The sequence below is a fragment of the Pseudopedobacter sp. genome, assembly GCF_040392825.1.
Classification (GTDB): Bacteria; Bacteroidota; Bacteroidia; order Sphingobacteriales; family Sphingobacteriaceae; genus Pseudopedobacter.
In genome coordinates, this window is sequence record NZ_JBEBVH010000047.1 from 1 (window position 1) to 19,334 (window position 19,334).

At 37.1% G+C, this 19,334-nt stretch carries 11 protein-coding genes and 1 pseudogene; 10 read left to right on the top strand and 2 right to left on the bottom strand.

Annotated features, from left to right (window positions below; genetic code table 11):
* Together ABWO41_RS05195 and ABWO41_RS05200 are read right to left on the bottom strand one after the other, a co-directional pair.
* A partial coding sequence (locus tag ABWO41_RS05195) for a HEAT repeat domain-containing protein (protein WP_353134493.1) occupies positions 1-1,698 on the bottom strand: 1,698 nt, incomplete at its 3' end.
* A 10-nt stretch (positions 1,699-1,708) separates the two neighbouring features.
* The gene (locus ABWO41_RS05200) at positions 1,709-2,974 is read right to left on the bottom strand and encodes a Gfo/Idh/MocA family oxidoreductase (RefSeq protein WP_353134523.1); all 1,266 of its coding nucleotides are present in this window, start codon (positions 2,972-2,974) and stop codon (positions 1,709-1,711) included.
* Between the two features lie 333 nt (positions 2,975-3,307).
* Here ABWO41_RS05200 and ABWO41_RS05205 point away from each other — a divergent pair, with 333 nt between their 5' ends.
* From ABWO41_RS05205 to ABWO41_RS05250, 10 genes and pseudogenes are all read left to right on the top strand, one after another.
* The gene (locus ABWO41_RS05205) at positions 3,308-3,886 is read left to right on the top strand and encodes an RNA polymerase sigma-70 factor (protein ID WP_353134496.1); all 579 of its coding nucleotides are present in this window, start codon (positions 3,308-3,310) and stop codon (positions 3,884-3,886) included.
* Positions 3,887-3,993: 107 nt separating this feature from the next.
* Positions 3,994-5,151 carry a FecR family protein gene (locus tag ABWO41_RS05210; RefSeq protein WP_353134499.1) on the top strand — a complete coding sequence of 386 codons (1,158 nt, stop codon included), beginning with the start codon at positions 3,994-3,996 and terminating at the stop codon, positions 5,149-5,151.
* Between the two features lie 427 nt (positions 5,152-5,578).
* Positions 5,579-8,935: pseudogene (locus ABWO41_RS05215) on the top strand (TonB-dependent receptor).
* Between the two features lie 18 nt (positions 8,936-8,953).
* Complete coding sequence (locus ABWO41_RS05220) at positions 8,954-10,549, top strand: RagB/SusD family nutrient uptake outer membrane protein (RefSeq protein ID WP_353134502.1); 1,596 nt, start codon at positions 8,954-8,956, stop codon at positions 10,547-10,549.
* Positions 10,550-10,562: 13 nt separating this feature from the next.
* A complete protein-coding gene (locus ABWO41_RS05225) occupies positions 10,563-11,489 on the top strand; it encodes a DUF5017 domain-containing protein (RefSeq protein ID WP_353134505.1) in 927 nt (308 codons plus the stop codon).
* A gap of 1 nt (position 11,490) precedes the next feature.
* Positions 11,491-13,503, top strand: a complete 2,013-nt coding sequence (locus tag ABWO41_RS05230; protein WP_353134508.1) for a DUF6259 domain-containing protein — start codon at positions 11,491-11,493, stop codon at positions 13,501-13,503.
* Between the two features lie 12 nt (positions 13,504-13,515).
* Complete coding sequence (locus ABWO41_RS05235; protein ID WP_353134511.1) at positions 13,516-14,943, top strand: sialate O-acetylesterase; 1,428 nt, start codon at positions 13,516-13,518, stop codon at positions 14,941-14,943.
* Between the two features lie 68 nt (positions 14,944-15,011).
* Entirely contained in the window at positions 15,012-15,677 is a 666-nt protein-coding gene (locus tag ABWO41_RS05240; protein WP_353134514.1) for a BT4411 family hyaluronic acid-binding protein, read from the top strand.
* A 101-nt stretch (positions 15,678-15,778) separates the two neighbouring features.
* Positions 15,779-16,753 carry a hypothetical protein gene (locus ABWO41_RS05245; RefSeq protein ID WP_353134517.1) on the top strand — a complete coding sequence of 325 codons (975 nt, stop codon included), beginning with the start codon at positions 15,779-15,781 and terminating at the stop codon, positions 16,751-16,753.
* 272 nt (positions 16,754-17,025) lie between these two features.
* Positions 17,026-19,098, top strand: a complete 2,073-nt coding sequence (locus tag ABWO41_RS05250) for a T9SS type A sorting domain-containing protein (protein ID WP_353134520.1) — start codon at positions 17,026-17,028, stop codon at positions 19,096-19,098.
* The last annotated feature ends 236 nt before the right edge of the window (positions 19,099-19,334 follow it).

A 19,334-nucleotide genomic window follows, 5' to 3' on the forward strand; every position in this document is an offset into this window, starting at 1 on the left:
GGTCGATTGAAGGTAAGGCTGTACAGATTTTAAACTCTCTGTACCTCCAACTTTCGCGAAAACCGGAAGGTAGTTAATCGCGATAGATTCATTTTTTGAAGCAATTTCCTTAGACAGTGCTTTTACTTCCGACTCTGGTTGAGCGCTGGTATTAATTGCTTGCACAAGGGCGTCCTGCAGATATTTAATCTCCGGCTTATTTGCTTTATCAAGTCTTTCTACAATTACTTTAATATTGTCTGGTGTTGCCACAGAAGCAAATGCTTTATAAGCAGCATCTTTTACTTTTTGATTAGGACTATCTAACAATGGTAAAACAAATTTTGCAGAAGTTCCATTGTTCCTTTGTTCAATAACATCCAGTAATTCGACCTGTACATTTTCTGATGCTTTTGGTAAAGCAGCATTCACCTCATTGATTAGGTTCGTAGACTTGGAAGTTAATAAAATGGATTTGATAGCCTGATTTGTTTCCTGATCTGCAGAATTTAACTGCTTAATCAGAAATTTGACTGATTGATCCTTGTTTAGCGTATTTAAAGTGGTTAAAGCAGCAATTTTAGACTGACCGGCTAATTTGCTCTTAGCTAATTTTTCTATTTTCTTATAATTTGAAGAATTACCCGACTGAGCTATATTTCTCAATACCGCTTCCTGAACTTCGGGTTTAGCTTTAGAAACAAGACTGATTAACTTGGTATTACCCTGGTTTCCCCAGTTTTCATTAATCAAAGACAGTGCAGTATTTCTGTATAAAGCACTATTGTCTTCCTGTACAGTTTTAAACAGTGCATTTTTATAATTCTCAGGATTTTTCTTTACAAGCATCTTTAGTGCTGCGCTCTTATAATTAGGTGCAACATTGGGCTGATTGTAGATTACGGTAGCTAAATTAATCGCAACATCTTCTTGCTTATTGTTAATTAGTGCCTGTGCATATTTCAGCGCTAATCCCATTTCATCAATAGAGCTATAAGCATAGTTTGCTGCTTTTATTTTACTTTCGAATACTTGTGCCGAAGCCGGTTGGCCGATTTGGCTTAGAGCATTTAAAGCAGTTTTTTGAAAATCAGCAGAATTGTATTTCGATAATAGATTGATAATTGGCTGTTCTCCCTTCTGAGATTTTAAAGCACCTAAAGCGGTTACAATAGCAATAGCAGATTTTTCATTAGAAGGATTCTTTGATGCGCCTACCAATGCTGATTCTGCTTTTGCTGATCCTATGCTTGTTAAAGCCCTGCCAGCTTTTTCGGCTAAGAAACTGTCGTTCAGATATTTTGAAACAGCTTCTACAGCTTCGTCTTTTCCACAGTTTTGTATTAACTGTAGAACATATCCCTGTAGATTTTTGTCTTTTATTTTATTTAAACTTTCAATCAATCCTGATACAAAAGTTAACCGGTCTTGTTCTTGCCCGTTTTTTTGAACATATAAAGAATAGCTATTGGTAAGATATTCTATTTCCGGATTTCTTCCACCTCCCTGAGGTCTTAATTGTGAAAGTAATGTAGCAACTTCAGAAGCAGAAAAGCCTTTTAATTCTTGCATAGCATCAAGAAACTTTCCTTTTTCGGCAGCAGGTTGCAACGCCAGAACGTCTGCAATCTTAGTATCTGTAGTTCTACCTTTCGGTAATTGACCGTATAATACGGTATGAAATAATAGAAGGACGTATAAAATATTGAGTTTTTTCATTTCTTTTTGGTTATATAGACCATGGGCCTCTCATAGGTTGCGAAATTAGTCTGTTTGCAGCATCGTCATTAACAAACCGTTGCGTTGCAGAATCAAAGCTTAAAGATCGATTTAGTCTAAGTGCAATTGCTCCAAGATTAACCAGGGTTGCCGATCTGTGCCCATTGATTTCATTTAATGCAAACTTCTCTCTGGTACGTACCGATCTTAAGAAGTCTGTAACCTGCATTTCCGGATCGGGAAATTGAGCCATCTTTTGCTCGACATTTGGTATATCGCAAACAAAACCTTTATAGAGTTTTCCAGAAGGTCCTTCGATAAAAGCTTTACCAACATCTTTTCCTTCACCGTCTAAAATGATCTGGCAACCGTCTGCATAGGTGTAAGTTATCCTTCTCCAGGTACCCACCGCATCGCTGTGTTGTTGAGGTGCATCAACGTCGATAGAAACCGGACTTTCGTTATCTTTTCCTAAAAGATACTGAACCGGATCTAAATAGTGTTGTCCCATATCGCCTAATCCGCCTCCGTCATAATCCCAATACCCTCTAAAAGTAGTGTGAACTCTGTGTTCGCTATAAGGTTTGTATGGGGCAGGGCCAAGCCACATGTCATAATCCAGTTCTTTTGGGACCTGTTGCTTTGGAAGGTTTTCTCTTCCAACCCAATAGAATTTCCAATTGAATCCGGTATGCTGGCTAATGGTTACTTTTAAAGGCCATCCCAGCATTCCTGTATCCACCAACTTTTTGATTTTTTTTACAGGAACTTTCATACCATAGAAATTGGCATCAAACCTAAACCAGGTATTCAGTCTAAACATGTTTCCATGCTGTTTAACTGCTTCTACTACTTTTTCTCCCTCACCAATGGTTCTGGTCATTGGTTTTTCACACCAAATGTCCTTTCCCGCTCTGGCCGCTTCTACAGCCATAATTCCATGCCAATGCGGAGGTGTTGCAATATGTACAATGTCTACTTCCGGCGATTTTATCAGGTCTCTAAAATCGTGATATTCTTTTACGCCGCCACCTAAAGCTTTTTGTGCTATGGCCAGATGTCTGGAATCCACGTCGCAAATGGCAACTGTTTTAGTTCCTGCATATTTGAAATGCCCTCTACCCATAGATCCAACACCGATAACACCTTTTGTTAAGTGATCGCTGGGGGCAAGATAACCTTTTCCAAGTACGAAACGGGGAACAATGGTAAAGGCGGCAATCCCAATTGCAGATTTTTTGATAAACTCTCTTCTCGATTTATTCTTACTTTCCATTTTTACATTTTTGTTGTTAATATTTTGAGCAGGTTTAGTCGATTTATTTTCCATATGAACTGCTGGTTTTCAGGAAATCAAAGTTTAAATGGTTATACTAATGTGAAGTTAATAATTTGCCTAACAAAATCAAACAATAATACAATTTTAAAAAGAATAAAATAACTTATTAAAATTATTATAATCATTTAACGACTTAAAATTGACTAAATCCGACATAAATTACATAGTTTTAGTAGTAAAGTCCTTTTTAAAATGTCTAACACACATAAAGATTGTTGAATTTATCTTTTTTAATTAAATTTCTATATTCGCCACATATAATCCACTCTCATGACCGATTTGGATCTTTTAGATGCTATTTCATTAGATGATGAAAATGCTTTTCGGACACTTTTTGAACGTTATTCGTCAAGAACTTATAGTAAAGCCTTTTCCTATATTAAAGACCAGGAAGCGTGTGAGCAAATAGTTCATGATATATTTTTGGGTTTATGGAAAAACCGGAAGATTTTAAAAATACGCGTTTTCAAAAATTACATTTCTGCGGCAACGAGATATAGGGTATATAAGTATTTATCAGTTCAAAAATCGTCTAAAATAGACTTTGTGGAAGAAGTCGGTACAGAACACAAGTCTGTCCTGAATGCCGGCTATGAGAGCTTATCTTATAAACAACTGGAAGAGCAGGTAGAGCAGCTGTTGGACGGCCTTCCTTTAAGATGTAAAGAAATCTTCCTTTTAAGCCGTAAGGAGTTTCTGTCCAATGAAGAAATTGCCAAGAAGTTAGGGATTTCTAAAAGAACAATAGAAAATCAAATCACCCGGGCACTAAAACATCTTCGTTCTTCAATGAAAGATGTTATGATTTATCTGATTATAATAGAAGGTATTAAACGGATAAACCTCTAAAGTCAAGCCTCAACTTAATAAGATAAGAGACATTTTTTTGATAAACTGTGTGTGTGCTTGTTGGTATCGGGGACTATTGATATAAGTACGTTTAATACGAGAAAAGAATGTCTGAGAAAGAATACATCTTATTATATGAAAAATTTCTGGCAGGGAAATGCTCAGAAGATGAACAAAGAATACTGGAGGATATTCAGGACGATTTCTTGTCTCATTTTTATCAGCTGGATCTTACCCAGGAAGAGGAAGTAAAAGAACGTAACCATAGAATATACGGTAAACTCAGAAAGCGTATTGTAGCGGATAGGGTAAGGGCTAAAATGAAATTCTATCTAACAGCAGCATGCCTGTTAATAGGTGTATTAATCACTTCGTATTGGTTTCTATTTAGGAATTTCAGGGAAATTCTTTCACAGGACCAGCAAATAGTAAAAAAGGAAGAAGTTTATAGAGACAGCGCAAAAACCATACTTACGCTTGCAAATGGCAGTCAGATTATTTTAGATACTATAAAAAATGGCTTTTTTCTGGAAGACGGAGTTTCCGGGAGTTTTAAAAAATCCGAAGCCAATGAATTGGTTTATAATGTTGCGCGTCCAGATATCAGACAAAACGATGTCGCTTATAACTCTATCCGTACACTTAAGGGAGGCGAATACCAGCTGGTATTATCAGATGGTACCAGGGTTTGGTTAAATTCGGAATCTTCACTGAAATTTCCGGTAACTTTTACAGATAAAGAAAGAAAGGTAGAGTTGCTTGGTGAAGCATATTTTCAGGTAGCAAAAAATAAAGATGCGCCTTTTAAAGTCCTATCGAAAAATGTTGAAATTAAAGTTTTAGGAACGCAGTTTAATGTAAGTAGCTATGAGGGTGTAACAGCTGCGTTGGAAGAAGGGGCTATTGAATTAACAAGTCGTGGAAATAAAGTTCTTTTGGTGCCCGGAGAAAAAGGTGAGTTGAAAGAAGATGGTAAGTTCAGGGTATCAAAAGCAAATCTGGAGGCTATTCTGGCATGGAAAAACGGCTATTTTTTCTTTGAAGATGAGAGCATAAAAAGTATTATGCAAAAGATATCCAGATGGTATAATATAGAGGTCCAATATAAAAACCAGGTAGAGGATGAAAGGTTTTACGGAAAAATATTACGTACAGAGCGCCTTGAAGAACTTTTGGAAAATATTGAGCTGGCCAGCGGGATAGAATTTAAAATCATCAAATCAGAAAAAGATAAAAATAAATCAATTGTAATTATAGACTTATAAAATGTTAAACCTAATCAAAATGGAAATAATGAACGTAGTGTATCATCAGGCCCGAAGTGGAGCGACTGTTAATGAAGAAATTGCTAGAAAGGGCGACACTTTAAAATTTTATATAAGTTACTTTTTGCATTATTACAAGTGCATCTGATTTTAAAGCTTTAGCCGATTATAAAGAAACACCCAGTATGCCAGTACCGGGTGCGTTTTATGTCATTAATAAATTTGTTTGAACTCTTAACGACTATTCCAAATGTACAAAAAAAGTATATTTCCGTCCCGGTATTGGACGAAATACTATATCAGGAAGTGCTCTTTAATTATGAAGTTAACAATTCTGCTCGCATTTGTATTTACATTTCATGCTTTTGGCAATACCTATGCTCAAAAGCTAACATTTGAAAAAAAGAATGCTACTCTCAAAGAGATTATGGGGATTATACAGGAACAGACCGGGTATAATTTTATTATTAATTCGGATGTATTTAAAGATGCGGGAAACATCTCTATTTCTGTAAAGGATTTAACCATTGCAGAAACGCTGGACAAATGCCTGTCGAACCTTCCATATAAATACCTGATCAACAAAAAATCGATAATTATAAGCAGGAAGCGGGGTGTCAGTATACCGCAACCGCAAAAAAAAGTTGCCGGAAATGTAGTGGACGAAAAGGGGGTACCAGTTCCGGATGTAACTGTTAGCGTTAAAAACTCGTCTGCATTTACCCGTACAGACGACAAAGGTAATTATTCGTTGAATGTAACGGGAAATAATTCTATACTGGTATTCAGCTTTTTAGGATATGCCACACAGGAACTTAAGGTTGGCGAGAGAAATACTGTGAATGTTGTATTAAAAGAAAGTGTGCAGAAGCTCTCAGAAACTGTAGTGATAGGCTATGGGAGTGTACAAAAAAGAGATATAACAGGCGCTGTATCTCAGGTTAAAATAGAAGAGATTACAAAAGCGCCCGTCATGTCTTTTGATATGGCGCTTGCGGGCAGAATAGCTGGTGTGCAAGTCTCTTCAAATGATGGACAGCCCGGTTCTGAAGGGGTAAATATTGTCATTCGGGGAGCAGGTTCGCTTACTCAAAGTACATCTCCTTTATATGTAGTTGACGATTTTCCTTTAGAATCTTTTGATGCTTCTAGCCTCAATATGAATGATATCGAATCTATAACGGTATTAAAAGATGCTTCTGCGACGGCAATTTATGGAGCAAGAGGGGCAAATGGAGTAGTTGTGATAGAAACCAAGAAAGGAAAAATTGGTTTACCCGAAATTCAGTATAACGGTTCCATGGGTTTCCAAAATATAACCAAACGGGTAGAAATGATGAATCCTTATGAGTTTGTAAGGTATGAACTGGAAAGGACAAGTAATTCGGAAACTATTGGAGCTATATATGCTCCCGGAGATTTGCCTGCAACAAGTGCCTTTTATAAAGCAGATGGGCGTAAATTGGAAGATTATAAGAGTATACCGGGAATAAATTGGCAGGATCAGGTGTTTCGCAGCGGTTATACAGGTATTCATGAGCTGTCTTTAAGAGGAGGAAATACCAATACGAAGTACTCGCTTTCGGGTTCTTTATATGATCAGGAAGGTGTAGTTTTAAACAGTTCTTCTAACAGAGTGACAGCCCGTTTATCTCTGGATCAAACCATCAACAAAAAATTTAAGACAGGTATCATTACAAATTATTCTAACCAACCTTCAACCGGAAAACTGATTTCCGGATTATCCACTCACGGACATGACTACTTAATGTACAGTGTGTGGGGATACCGGCCTGTTTCGGGAAGGGAAGGAATAGGAATGGTTGATGAAGAGCTATTATACGCAGATTTTGATGATGAAAGCGAACCATCCAGCTTTCTTATTAACCCTGTGGTATCTGTAAAAAACGAAGACAGGAGAAATAGAAAGATTAACCTTACAGCCAATGCATATGCAGATTATGCTATTAACCCATATTTAACCTTACGTACTACAGGTGCATTCATGGCCTATGAATTAGAAACATCGGGTTTTTATAATTCTTTGACAAGCAGAGGGACACCGCGTAATCCAAATAATAGAGGAATACAGTGCGATTTGGCTGTCAGCTAAATATATATGTGGAAGTCGTCTACGTTTTTATCTTATAGGAGGCGGTTTAACAATATGCATAATGCAAATATTATGCTGGGAATAGATTTTTATGAAAGTGCTTCAAAAAACTATGGTTATGGTACACAGTATGTTCCTGAGGAATCTTTAGGTCTATCTGGTATAGATGATGGCTTACCCTCGTCCACAAACCTTTCTTTCAGCAAGAATCGTATTAATTCTTTCTTTGGAAGAGCGAATTATGATTTTAAATCAAAATATCTGTTAACAGCCACATTCAGAGCAGATGGCTCTTCAAAGTTTCCAGTGCATAACAGGTGGGGGTATTTTCCTTCCGGAGCTTTTGCATGGAAAATAAACAGGGAAGACTTTATGAAAAACCTAAAGTTTGTTACCGATGCCAAATTGCGGGTGAGCTATGGACTAACAGGAAATAACAGAGTGTCTGATTTTGCATATCTGCCGACCATTGTAGCCAATGATATCGGGCAGGCATACTCCTATAAAAATGCCGATCCTGAGTTTGGATATTATCCAAATAGTCCAGGTAATGATTTGTTAAAATGGGAAACCACTAAACAACTGGATTTTGGAATTGACCTGTCGCTGTTTAACAATAAAATAGAGTTTATAGCCGATGTTTATCGTAAAACAACGGTTGATCTTCTTTTAAATGCCAATATGCCTTCGCATACAGGATTTAAGAAGAATTATATGAATGTTGGAGAGCTGCAGAACGATGGGTTAGAGCTTACATTAAATACCGAAAATATTAAAACAAAATCATTTAGCTGGAGAACAGGTTTTAATATCAGTTTTAATAAAAACAAAATTAACTCATTAACAAACGATGAAAGTAGTTTGTATTCCCAAATAACCTGGGATGCTATACATAACGGGGCATTTTTATATTCGGCACAGGTTGGTCAGCAAGCAGCTATGTTTTTAGGTTATGTTTTTGAAGGCGTATATCAGATAGATGATTTTACATGGCAAAATAATAATGACCCTTCTGTACCCCATAATTTAAGAGATTACAAACTAAAAAGTAATGTGCATGATTATGGTTCGGGCTCCAGAGACGATGTGAGGCCCGGAGATATAAAATATAAGGATATTAATAAAGATGGTACAATTAACCAATATGATGAGACTATTATTGGCAATCCCATGCCAATTCACATAGGAGGACTATCCAATACGTTTACCTACAAGGGACTTGAATTGCATACTTTCTTTCAATGGTCTTATGGTAACGACCTTTTTAACGCCAATCGTATTTATTTTGAAGGGGGAAGACCGGTCATGGCAAGAAATCAATATGCAAGCTATGTTGACCGTTGGAGTCCGGAAAACCCTAGTAATACCAACTTTAGGGCTGGTGGTCAGGGACCTTTAGGACGTTATTCCTCTAAGTACATAGAAGACGGGTCTTATTTGAGATTGAAAACAATTTCTTTAAGCTACGCATTGCCCGAAAAATATCTTAAGCCTGTAAAAATCAAACGTTTAAGTGTAAATGCAACAGCGCAAAACCTGATAACCTGGACGAATTATTCGGGAATGGATCCGGAAGTCTCAGTACGGAACCACGTACTTACTCCAGGTTTTGATTGGTCTGCTTATCCGCGGGCAAAAACAATTGTTTTTGGTGTTAAAGCCACATTGTAAGTTCTAAAAATGATAAATATGAAATATCTTATAAAGACATTTAGTTTAATATGCATTTTAAACTTAGCCGCTTCCTGCAATAAATTCATAGATACAAAACCGGAAGATTATTTAACATCGGCTAATTATTATAAAACAGAAGCCCAGTTAAAATATGCATTGAATTCAATTTATTCTGCATTGGCACATTATACACTTTACGGAAGGGAAATGATGAGGATGGGGCTGGATGGTGAAGATGGTTACTATAATGTAGTAACTACATTTGACGGAGTAAAGGTCTACGTTGTACCCTCGGTAGATCCCGATGTTGCTAATTTTTGGGCTACATGCTATCAGGGGATATATCGGGCAAATTTGCTTTTGGAAAATATAGATAAGCCGGAGTCGATAACACAAAAAAACAGAGATGCAATTAAAGGCGAGGCCTTATTTCTGCGGTCTTACTTCTATTTTTTACTGGTCAGCAACTTTGGAGGAGTCCCTTATGTAACCGTACCAACACAACAGATAAATGTTTCCAGAACATCTGCAGAGCAGATTTATAAAGAGATTATTGCTGATATGGAGGAAGCAGAAGGATTAGTCTTAACAGCGAAAGAAGTTGGATTTGGAGGGAGGATAAGCAAATCTGCAGTTAGGGGAATTCTCGCGAGAGTAAATTTATTCAGGGCTGGATATCCGGTATACGATGCCGCTGGATATACAGAAGCAAGAAAATGGGCGAAGGAAGTAATAGACGATACAGAGGCGGCACATGCCTTAAACCCTAATTTTGCACAGGTATTTATTAATTACTCTGCCGACCAGTATGATATTAAGGAAAGCATATGGGAAATTGAATTCTGGGGAAATAACAGAGGAACTTTTAAAGAGGGGGGGCAAATAGGAGCATATAATGGTATCAGATATACCGCTGCAGACCCTAGTTATGGGTATTCAACAGGTATAGTTAATGCTACCGGCGTTTTATGGGAAAAATATGATTCTCCCAATTCTTTAACGTCAAGAGATCTAAGACGAGATTGGACAATAGCCCCTTTTTCTGTAAGTGGGAATCCGGCGATAGAGCAAAATAGACCTATTGGAGAAATATACCAAAGGAACTGCGGAAAATACCGAAGAAAATACGAAGTGGTAACCCCAAAGGATAATCAATATACGCCAATTAACTTTCCGGTTTTAAGATATGCAGATATATTGTTAATGTTTGCAGAGGCAGAAAATGAAGTTAATGGACCAACCGCTGATGCTTACGAAGCTATAAACCTGGTAAGGAGGAGAGGCTTCGGGAAATTGTTACCAGGGGCAACAGATGTAGAAGAATTTGACCTGGGCGGACTGGATCAGTTGCAATTCAGAACGGAACTGCAGAATGAAAGGGCAAGGGAGCTTTCTTTTGAATACCTCAGAAAAGGCGATTTAGTAAGATGGAATTTATTCAGTACAAAAATGGGGGAAGCGCTAACTCATGCGCAAAATGCCTCGCTACCGGCCGGTTATAGCCATGCGGTTAGGTATTTCAGAAATGTTTCTCCAAGAGATATCGTATGGCCAATCCCCGCTTATGAATTAGGTGTTAACAGGGCATTAATCCAAAATACAGGATGGTAAAAATCATTAAAGTATGAAAAAAAATATTTATGTGCTATTGGTAAGCCTTCTGGGTATAGGGGCTTGTAGCAGAGATACAGAAGTTATTGTACCAGATTTTGATGTCACCATTGAGTCTTCTGAATATAAAGTTGATGAAGAGGTAACATTTAATTTTTCTGGAAATGCAAGTCAGATATCGTTCTATTCCGGTGAAAAATTACATGATTACCAGTACAGTACAGAAAGCCGGAAATCGAAAACCCATTCTGTTAAAGCATCGTTCAGAACAAATGTAACTTATAATAATCAACCCAATCAGTTTGCAGTTTTTTTATCTACCGATTATAACGGAGGAGGTACTTATGCGGATATTCAGAATGCCACATGGCAAAATAATATTAGTCAGCAATTTAACATAGCTCCCGAAAATAATCCATGGGGTAGCAACTTTCCTTCAGGAACAGTTGATCTGGTAAACGCGTTTGAAGAAGGTAAACCTTTGTATATCGGGTTCAGGTATAAAAATACTCCCGGAACCGGAATACCCCGGAATTGGTATGCTTACAGCATGAATGTTGATGCAAGTACATTACTGGCAACAAATAATCTGTTTTCTTCTTTTACCGGCTTTTCTTTGATATACGACCCTAATTTTACTTCGGACGGTATGAAAAACAGTGTAAACTATACTAGCTATATCATGTTCAGATTACCTGTAGAACTCCGTCCTGTAGAGGCAGAGGTCTGGGCGGTTTCGCCGCCAATTTATCTGGAAGAGATTGACCACGGACCAGACAGGCCCAAAGCAGTAAAAGGATACAGAGATCCAATGCCCCAGAAATATAGCTACTCTTTTAGTGAGCCGGGTACATATACCTGTACATTTTTAGCCTACAATTCCAGCGTTTATGGTCAGGAAGAAGTAGTTAAACAAGTCAAAATAAAAGTTACGGAATAACATGAAAAACATCATAATATTACTGACCATTTGTAGTATAATGGTTACGGAGATCTATGCCCAGCCGAAAGTGAAATTTAATGGAAACACTGTAGAACTGGAGAATGGAGACCTTCATATATTGTTTGAGAATGATATCAAACTCAGACTGCTTAATATGTCACAAGCAGGAAAAACATGGAATATTGCCAATAACGATTTGATCTGGAAACTGTCGGTTGCTGGAAATCAAGGACAGAAATTGACATTAACATCTCAGACATCAACTTACAAAGGTGCTCAGGAGGTCTCTGGCAGTGGGGAAAAATCTTTGGTCTTTTCGTGGGAATATCTTTTAGGAAGTCTTGCTGCAAATATTGATGTGACGGTTGCGGTAAATGATCAGAACAAATTATCACAATGGAAAATTAAAGCTTCTTTGCCATCCGGATGGAAGGTAGCTGAAACTACCTTTCCAATTGTCACGTTGCCAAAAAGTAATGACTCGAGATTGATTTTACCAAGCGGTTGGGGGGTAGAGTATGATCTATCTGCAATTACAAATTCAACCTATATAAATAATTATCCTTCAAGCAGGGGAACAATGCAACTGGTAAGTTTTTATGAAAACAACAATGTTTTTTATTATGCTACGCATGATCCCGGAGCGGCTCTTAAAGCCTTTACTTCCAAAGTTACCTCTGCGAATGTAGAAATTTCTAATCAGGTTGTAAGTGCTGCAACCTGGAATAATAATGGGCAGTTCGAGCTCCCGTGGGCTACATCTATCGGTTTGACAGACAAAGGTTGGGAAGATGCTGTTTTAACCTGGTACAGACCATTTAGTTTCCAGACACAATGGGGACAAAAAAAGTTGGTAGAAAAGAATCATCCCTCGTGGTTGATTAATTCTGACTTATGGCTCACCGGAGGACATGCCAATGAAAAAGAACTGGATATAACCAAAAAATCGATAGATATGTTTGGTAATCAAACATCCTTTCATTGGTATTATTGGCATAATTATGATTTTGATACCAAATACCCCGAATATCTTCCGGCAAAAGAAGGTTTCTCTACCATTATAGATACAGTGCAAGCCAGAGGTGCGCATATTATGCCATATATAAATGGGCGTTTGTGGGATACGACAACAGTTAGTTACCAATCCCAGGGCGGGAATTTAGCAGTAGTTCTTAAAGAAGATAAAACACCTGTTATAGAAGTCTATGCTTCGAAAGCCCCAAATGCGGTAATTTGTCCGTCTTCTGCTGTATGGAAAAATATTCTTGTAAACTTAACAGATAATATACAAGGAGATGTCTTAGGAACCGATGCGTTGTATTTTGATCAGGTAGCATCGGCCAGAGGGCATGCTTGCTTTAATGAAAATCACAATCATCCTGTTGGTGGTGGCACTTTTTGGGTAGATAGCTATCGGGAGATATTTAAAGAAGTCAGGAAAAAACTAAGACCCGGGCATATTATAGCAACAGAGCAAAACGCAGAAGCTTATCTGGATATGTTTGATTTGTTTTTAATGGCAAACTATCCACAGGGTACAGTATACAAGCCGTTACCATTATTCCCTCTGGTTTATTCTGATAGAGCGCTCCTTTATGGATTTTATATATATAATAAAAATGATATGAGCTACAGAGTGAAAAACGCCCTGAACCTATTATGGGGCGCACAATTAAATGGTGGCAGAACTTCATTTTTAATAACATGTGCCATGAAAGCCAATGCTGGTTTTCTGTCTGGCCTTGTAAATTTCAGGAAGCAGCATCACGATATATTTGTAGGGGGCAGAATGTTAAAGGAAATAACACCATCAGGAGATAACCCTATTTTGAATATTCCTAACTGGGGCGAATCTTCTGCGGCAGTAAGAGGTGCTTTGTGGGAGAACCAGAACGGTAGCAAATCAATATTATTGGTAAACATAGATACTGCCTCGCATGCAGTTGTGCTGCCAGATTCTAATCAGCAAGTGGTAATAAACGGAGGAGAATGTAAAAGGATTAATCTGTAAAAGCGTAATCTTATGAAAAAAGATATCCTTGCTTTTTTAATATGGTTTGGTGCCTGTGCAAGTGCGATGGGTATGCCTTTTTCGCTTCCCGAAATTTTGTCTGACGGAATGGTGCTGCAACAAAAAAGCGAAGTAAAGATATGGGGATGGGGTAGGCCAAAGCAGAAAATTACCCTTAATACTTCATGGGACAATATGGTCTACAATGTTACCGTAAATCCCGATAGTAGCTGGTATGTAAGAGTGCTAACGCCCGAAGCATCTTACCGTAATTACAGGATTACCATATCTTCAGAAAAACAAAAAATAGATTTAAAAGATGTTTTAATAGGTGAAGTATGGCTTTGCAGCGGACAGTCTAATATGCACATGCCTATGAAAGGTTATTTCGGTCAGCCGGTTACAGGCTCTTTAGATGACATCGTTTCTTCGGGGAATGATAACCTTAGGTTTTATACTGTAAAGCAGAAAAGTTCGCTTACTCCGTTGTCTGAATGTGAAGGTAACTGGGAAAAATCGTCTCCCACAACAACAGGGAATTTTTCTGCTACAGCATACTACTTTGGGCGTTTACTGCAAAAAACCTTAAATATTCCTGTTGGATTGGTACATGCCAGTTGGGGAGGCTCGAAAATAGAAGCATGGATGTCGAAAGAGTCGTTGAAAGCATTTCCTTTTGTCCAGATACCTACAGAAGAACCTGATAAAAAGGTAGCCCCCCTACGCTCTACAGTAATCTATAACGGTATGATACATCCGATAGTGGGATACAACATAAAAGGTGTAATATGGTATCAGGGCGAAGCTAGTACTAATCAAAGCGGATATAAAAAATATCCTGAATTGTTTGAAACCATGCACAAAGACTGGATTAGCAAATGGGATATGAAAATCAATTTTCCTATCTATTTCTGCCAGATTACACCTTATGCGCATTACACGGTAAAATTGGGACATTTTATGAGAGAAGCGCAACTTAAAATCTCACAGAATCAGCCTAATACAGCGATGGCAGTTTTAATGGATGCGGGGGAGGAGAATATACTCCATTGTGCAAATAAAAAAGCTCCGGGAGAGCGATTGGCTTATATTGCCTTGGTTAGATTATATGGTTACAGCAAGCTATCGTATAGAAGCCCCGAATTTAGATCGTTGAACATTGTAGATCATAAGCTTATTCTGAGGTTTAATTACGCGGAGGATGGGTTAAGTACATTCGGGAAAGATCTGAATAATTTCAAAGTAGCCGGGGAAGATAAAATCTTCCATGCTGCAACGGCAAGGATTGTTTTGAATACTATCGAATTGTCATCGCCTGATGTGCCTCGCCCGGTTGCGGTACGTTATGCATTTGAAAATTATTCAAAAGCCAGCCTTTTTGGAATAAATGGATTGCCGGTATCGTCTTTTAGAACCGACAGCTGGGATAATATCAAATAATTTGTGTCCTTATGCCACGATGAATTTTTTAAACCTTGTATATATTTTGATTTTAAATTTTGTGAATTATGAAAAAAACAGTTTTGTTTCTTGGCCTGTTTATGCTTGTCAAATTAACAGTTGCTCAGGATAATCTCGTTAAAGATGGGAGTTTTGCCCATACTACTTTTATGGTAAATGATCTTATCAAAAAGACTGCATCGAAATCAGTATGGTTCCCTTTTCTAACTTCAAACGATCAGGCGATGTTAGCGGTAGAAGATACAGATAAAGGTAAGGCAGCCTCAATCAAGACTTTGTCTAAAGTGAGTTACGCATATTCGTATATAGGTCAGAAAATAGAGGAAAGCGATATTAAAGAGGGTGTATATAGGCTCACTTTTTTAGCTAAAGCTACCACGGGTGTACCAACCTATTTAGCGGTATATTTAAGACTTAAAACTCCCGCGCAGCAGTTCCTTTTCTTTCCTTTAAACAATTACAATCCTCAGGAAACACCAGGTTTATCCGGTGCACTGAAACAAATCAGAATGACCAACGAATGGAAAGAATATACCATAGACTTTGACTTGGGGAAAACGATTAACGGAGCAGCTGCACCGACAAATGCCAGAGAGCCAATTCTATTGGAAAAATCAACGAATGAAAACAGAAAAGCTTTTGAAGTAGCATTTTCATGTTTGACAAAAAATGCTGGCTTATTGTTTACAAATGTCGCTTTAGTGAAAAAATAACCTATGATAATACTAGGCACTGACAGGGATTGTTATTTTCCCTGTTAGTGTTTTAAAAATTTTAACAATAACAGGGTCATATAACAGATTTTTATTTCAATATGAAACAATATTTAAGCTTTTTGTTTATTGCTTTTGCATTATTAAGTATGTTGTCTTTTTACGCTTGCTCTGCTGCCGAAAAATCCGATTTAGAACTTCCTGAAAAAGAAAGACCCAATAAGAAAGGAGCATTGGGAAAACTGTCTAAAACCAAAACTAGCGTAGCTATATATACAACAAATGGTATCGAATTTACCTTTAGAAATGTTAAAAGAGATTATGTGTCTGGTAAAACAAGTTTTTACGACATATGGCAATTATGGGAAGCATTCGGACATAATAAAAAAGGAGAAAGAGAAGCTAATATTATCAGGCCCGGAGAATGGGAAACAGCAATAAAAATTGATAACGATTTTGTAGGGGGCTTTAATCATGGTTTTGAGATAAAAAGATCTGTTAGTTTTCTACTGGATGGTAAGATTATTCCTGAGGATGAAAATATAATTCTGCAGTCTTTTAACAGTTTTTACGTTGAACAGGAATCGGATTTATATGCTTTTAATAGCACTACAGATAAAATTGCAATAATTACGAAAAAGTGGGAGTTTAAGACGGATGGAGAAATTAAATTTAATCAAACTGTAAAATGGCTAAGCGAACAATCATTAAGTAACTCGTATTTAACAATGCTTCCAATAGCCAGAGAAGATAAAGAAATGAATATAACATCCAAAGCAAAAAGAGACGATATAGATGAGATATTTGATGTGTCATACGAGGGGCATAAAAACCCGTTAGGGCCTGCCGGACGAAATAAAGAAGCTTCGGTAATGATGCTATGGGGTGAGACTTATAAATTTACAGTATCTGTTAAGCGGAAGGAAATATTACCCAATAGCAGTTTATGGTTGTCTAACTCGAAATTATATAATAAAATCTATTTTGACTATTCTGGTAAATATAATGTAACGAAAGGTGATATATTTAATGTCTCAACTACTTTTAGAATTGATAGATTGAACCCTGAATTATAATCTGTTGAAATACAGTAAGAATGGTCTCCCATGCAAAAGAGAAAGACAACTTAATGATTTGAAAAAACAACCATCTGTTTTAACCTTTATTTTCTAAGATGTAAAAATCATCTTATTCTGAACCTTAAATACGGATAAAGACAAAAAATCCCTGTCAATATTCTTTTTTACTATTAAAGAGCCTTAATAAACCATTATTCTGAATGTGTGTGCGTTACCGATAAAGGTACTATGTTAATATATAAACTATTATTAATCTAAATACTTTTATTATGAAAAAATTATTACTTCTCTTCTATTGGCTATTGGTTTGTTTGTCTCTTTTTACAGGAAAAGTAATGGCTCAAGAGAAGGAAACAAAATGGACACAGGTACTAGGTTCTTCTTCAGTAGAAACAGTGAAAGGAATTGTTAGCGACGGTGATGGTAATACATACATTACAGGTTCTATTGAGGGGACGGTTAATGTGATTCTAGCCGATAATAATCCATTATCTATAAATACTACGGGACTAAAAGATGTTTTTGTTGCTAAAATAAACTCGGCGGGAAAATATGTTTGGATACAAACCTACGGATGCGATGAAGGGAATGACATAGGAAATAAAATTAAAATAGATGGTAATGGCGACCTTATTGTTATTGGAGAATTTGTTTCAACCGTAGATTTTAATGTAAATGATACCGAGGGTGGAGGAATATTGGTTAGCAAAGGAGGATCGGATGCTTTTATTCTTAAGCTTTCTGCTTTGAATGGAACTTTTAAATGGGTAAAATCCGTAGGAAGCGGGGCAACAGATAATGCTACCGGATTATCTATAGATGACGAAAATAATATTTTTATTGGTGGACGTTTTGGCGGTACAGTAGATTTTGATCCGGGTTTAGGTATATCTAATTTAGTATCAAAAGGTGGCTCAAATACCTGGAATTCATTTGTTTTAAGGCTGGATATTGATGGGAATTTCGATTGGGCAAAACGTATTGGCGGTATAGACGCTGCTACTACATGTCAGATTACCATATATGATATGCATGTCGCGAATAATATGGTGTATTTAACCGGCAGATATCAATATGGAGTCAACTTTAATCCTGATGAAACACCAGCTCAGACAATTAATTCTGCTAAGCAAAGTGCTTTCATATTAACATTAACAGATGCGGGAGGATACTTATGGCACAGGGCAATTACCGGATCCGGGACTTCAACTATATGGGCTAATGGATATGGTGTTGTGACGGATAATAGCGGTAGCGTTTTTGTGGTTGGTACATACAGAGAATCTGTCCTGGCTCCCGTTGTAGCAGGCGAGGCTTCGCTGGAAGAGCCAGGAGCAACAGGAGATGCCTATGTTATTAAATTTGACAACAACGGGAAAATGATTTGGGGTAAAAGAATTGGTGCAGGATCTGAAGATATAGCAGAGGGTATTGCAATAGATGTAAAAGGCGATATTTATGCCACCGGCAGATTTGCAAGCACTGTAGATTTTGGTAATGGTATATCTGCCGCCGCCGGAGGACAATTTGATGCTTTTATTGTAAAGATTAAGAATGATGGAGTAACTAAGTGGGTACATAGAATAGGAGGGTCTGCAACAGAATTGTCAGCAACAGGAGGTGGAACCGCAGGAATAGATAAAGGGCAGGTATTATATGTAGATCAGGATTATAATATATATACTGCAGGGGTATTTGCCGCATCTGCAATTTTTGATTTGCCAGCTGCTACTATTAAATATACATCTTTGGGAGGCGACGATGTTTTTATCCATAAGCTAGGACAACCCGATGTGTTACCAATACATTTGGCTTATTTTAAAGGGAAAAGAGAATTAGACAGGAATAGCCTCAGCTGGCAGACATTAAATGAAAATAATAATAGTCATTTTGTGGTGCAAAGAAGTACAGACGGTATTGTATTCTCCGAAATTGCTAAGATTGGCGGGTATGGTAATTCCAATTCGGTTAAAGGCTATTCTTATGTAGATTATACAAGTTTTACAGGTCCCTTGTATTACAGACTCTTACAGGTAGATTTTAATGGTAAATCAACATATTCTGAAGTTGTGATTATTCAGAGTGAGTTTAATGATGTCATAATTTACCCAAATCCTTTTTCGGAAATGGTACGTTTAAAGCTTGCGGAAAACAATACAGGTACAGGCACATCGGTTAAAATTGTTGATGCAACAGGAAGAGATGTTCATAATATTAGAGAAGTTATAGGGAATGAAATTATTTTAGACCTAAGTTCACAACCAGATGGCCTTTACCTGATCGAACTACAGCGTGATGAAAAAATACAGATATATAAAGTAATTAAACGAGCAAACAAATAGTTTCTATTAATTTGCCAAGCCTTGATTAAGATTTTAATCAAGGCTTGGTTTAAAATATTATACCTGTTGTTTAGATAAGCTACTTTAGGCTCTTATCTATCCTATAAACCTTTCACATAAAGACCAATTTATTATTTAAGTGCAAAAAGATTCAAATGATTATATTTAAATCAAAATTGTATTTATTTAATGAAAAAAAACATAATTATTATTCTTGTATTTGCAATGATGCAACA